The organism is Schnuerera sp. (assembly GCF_035459645.1).
Lineage (GTDB): Bacteria > Bacillota > Clostridia > Tissierellales > Tepidimicrobiaceae > Schnuerera.
Genome location: NZ_DATHXO010000503.1, coordinates 1 through 3,015, shown reverse-complemented (window position 1 = coordinate 3,015; position 3,015 = coordinate 1). Strand labels below are relative to the sequence as shown.

General features: G+C 28.4%; 5 protein-coding genes. All 5 read left to right on the top strand.

Features of this window, described 5'->3' with window-relative positions; all coding sequences use genetic code 11:
- The first annotated feature begins 58 nt into the window (after positions 1–58).
- Positions 59–295, top strand: coding sequence for a DUF2273 domain-containing protein (locus tag VK998_RS11760; protein ID WP_325228552.1), 237 nt, complete (start codon positions 59–61; stop codon positions 293–295).
- A gap of 43 nt (positions 296–338) precedes the next feature.
- Positions 339–749, top strand: coding sequence for a transcription antitermination factor NusB (gene nusB, locus VK998_RS11755; protein WP_325228549.1), 411 nt, complete (start codon positions 339–341; stop codon positions 747–749).
- Entirely contained in the window at positions 742–1,707 is a 966-nt protein-coding gene (locus VK998_RS11750; protein WP_325228547.1) for a Kae1-like domain-containing protein, read from the top strand. Before nusB ends, VK998_RS11750 begins: the two co-directional genes overlap by 8 nt.
- Position 1,708: 1 nt before the next feature.
- Positions 1,709–2,932, top strand: a complete 1,224-nt coding sequence (gene xseA / locus VK998_RS11745; RefSeq protein ID WP_325228546.1) for an exodeoxyribonuclease VII large subunit — start codon at positions 1,709–1,711, stop codon at positions 2,930–2,932.
- Positions 2,922–3,015, top strand: a 94-nt coding sequence (locus VK998_RS12940; RefSeq protein ID WP_349254925.1) for an exodeoxyribonuclease VII small subunit, incomplete at its 3' end; no start/stop codon positions are given. The genes xseA and VK998_RS12940, both read left to right, overlap by 11 nt.

The window sequence follows — 3,015 nt, the reverse complement described above, 5'->3', positions numbered from 1 at the left end:
ATTAGTAATGTAACTACACCTATTAGAAATGTAAAATAATGAATGAGGTGTTAACAAATTGGAAAAAGAACTTTTCAATGAATTAATTGAATATATAAAGAGAAACAAAGGGAAATTCTTAGGAGGTTTTTTGGGATTTATAATCGGAGTATTTGTACTGATAATAGGATTTTTTAAAACTATATTTATAGTCTTTTGTACCTGCATTGGATTTATAATTGGAAGTAAATCTTATGGAATAGAAGATATGAAGAGAATAATTAAAAAACTTTTTTCACCAACAAATAGAATATAATATAAAAAATTAAAGAAACTAAGATATATTAGGGAGGGCAGAAATGAGTAGAAGATATGCAAGAGAGTCTACAATGAAGTTGTTATATCAAATGGAAATCCATTCAGATTTTTCTAACAACATAATTGATGTTTTTTTTGAAAATAATAAATTTAGTTTAGGTGAAAAAGAATATATTGAAGATGCTATATATACTATAATTGATAATTTGAAATCAATAGACATGAATATAAAGGATAATATTAAAGGTTGGGAAATATATAGGTTAGCAAAAATAGATTTGTGTATTCTTAGGATAGCTATATATGAAATTATATATAGAGAAGATATACCAGTTGAAGTTTCTATTAATGAAGCTATAGAAGTCGCAAAAACATATAGCACTGATGTGTCTTCAAAGTTTATTAATGGAGTGTTAGGCGGATTTGTTAGGAGAAAAAATAAAAATGACTAATAAATACTTTGTTGGGATAGATACATCTGCATATACTACTTCGGTAGCAGTAATTGATAATGAAGATAAGATTATTATAAATTCAAAAAAAATATTGAAAGTGAAAAAAGGTCATTTAGGATTAAGGCAACAAGAAGCTGTTTTTCAGCATGTAAATAATTTACCTAAACTGATTGAAAAGATGGCAACGGAGATTGATATTAATAAAATAGATACTATATCTTGTAGTAATCAACCAAGAAGGATAGAAGGATCTTATATGCCTGTTTTTGTAGTTGGTAAGGGACAGGCATTTATTTTATCTAAAGTTCTTGATACTCAATATAGGGAATACAGCCACCAAGAAGGACATATAGGCGCCGGGGTAGTGAATAATCAGCTAAGAAATTGTAAAAAGTTTTTAAGTTTTCATATTTCTGGAGGAACAACAGAATTACTGTTAGTATCTAATCAGGATGAGCAAATGTCTGTTAAAATCATTGGAGGAACTTTGGATTTGAGCATAGGCCAATTAATTGATAGAATTGGTATTGCGTTAGGATTATCTTTTCCTTGTGGTGCAGAAATGGATAAATTATCACAAGATGGGGATGTTCTTAGTTTAAATATACCTATTAGTATAAAGGGAAAAACCTGGTTTAATTTATCTGGTTTGGAAAATTATTTTAAGAATTTATTAAAAAATGATTCATATAGTATTGAAGATATATTAGCTACATTGTTTAATACTATCTCTCTAATAACTTATAAAGTCATTATAAATAGTCGTGTTGAATATGGAATAGACAATATTTTAATTACTGGCGGTGTTTCAGCCAATAAAAATTTAAGAAAGAATTTGTCTAAAAAGCTTGAGAAGCAAGGCATAAATTCGGTTTTCCCTAAAATTGCTTTATGTACAGACAATGGGGTTGGTATAGCATATTTGGGAAAAGAAAAATATTTAGTAGGTGATTGATATGAAATCTAAACCTTTAAAAGTAAGTGAGATTAATCAGTATATTAAAAGAATATTTGCTGGCGATTGGCTACTTTCTGATATTAGAGTTGAAGGCGAAATTTCAAACTTTAAACACCATTATAGTGGGCATATGTATTTTTCCTTAAAAGATGATAAAGGAAAATTGAAATGTGTAATGTTCAGAAACGATAATAAACAAGTAAATTTTAAATTAAGAGATGGTATCAAGATAATTGCTACAGGGTATATTTCTGTATATGAAAAAGAAGGTGATTATCAGCTTTATGTAAAACATATTGAGGAAAGTGGAGTGGGAGATTTATTTGCAGCTTTTGAGGAACTAAAGGAAAAATTAAAAAAAGAGGGCTTATTTGATGAAGAAGATAAAAAAGAATTACCATTTCTGCCTAAAAGGATTGGTGTAGTTACTTCTTCTACTGGAGCAGCCATAAAAGATATAATAACAGTAATAAAAAGAAGATTGCCGATGGCAGATATAGTTATTTATCCAGTGTTAGTACAAGGCGTACAAGCTCCCAAAGAAATATGTGAAGGATTAAAATTTCTAGATAATAAAGAAGATATTGATGTCATTATAACAGGTAGAGGTGGCGGCTCTATTGAAGAATTATTCGCTTTCAATCATGAAAATGTAGCTAGGACAATATATAGTATGAAGACTCCAGTAGTATCCGCAGTGGGACATGAAACAGATTTTACTATAGCAGATTTTGTTGCAGATCTAAGAGCAGCAACGCCCTCTGCTGCAGCAGAGATAGTTACTCCAGAACAAGAGAAGCTAGATAGGAATTTGGAACAAAACTTTAATCAATTATGTAATTCTATTAATAATATTATAAATGATAATACTATTAAATTAAATTATATAAAAAGAAGCTTAGATTTTTATAATCCTATTTATCAATTAAAAGACAAAGCACAGCAACAAGACAATCTTTTCAAAAATCTTCTTCTTATTATGGAAACAAAATTAGAGAACAATAAGAATAAAATTCAGAATATGCTAAATAACCTTAACTATTTAAATCCAATCACCTCTTTAGATAGAGGATATGGCATCATATTAGATAGGAAGGATAATATGGTTACAACCGTAGAGGGTATATCTATTGAGGATGAGTTAAAATTATTGATTAAAGATGGTATGATTAAAGTAAAAGTGGTTAAAATTAGCAAAGGAGAGTTTTATAATGAAAAATAATAAAATGACTTATGAAGAAGCTATAAATGAATTAGAGAAAATAATTGAAGAATTGGAGGATGAGGATTTAACTTTAAAGAGTT

Bases quoted from the DNA above. Each gene is read 5' to 3' on its own strand.
- xseA (WP_325228546.1), top strand. From the start codon at position 1,709: ATGAAATCTAAACCTTTAAAAGTAAGTGAGATTAATCAGTATATTAAA.
- VK998_RS11750 (WP_325228547.1), top strand. From the start codon at position 742: ATGACTAATAAATACTTTGTTGGGATAGATACATCTGCATATACTACT.
- nusB (WP_325228549.1), top strand. From the start codon at position 339: ATGAGTAGAAGATATGCAAGAGAGTCTACAATGAAGTTGTTATATCAA.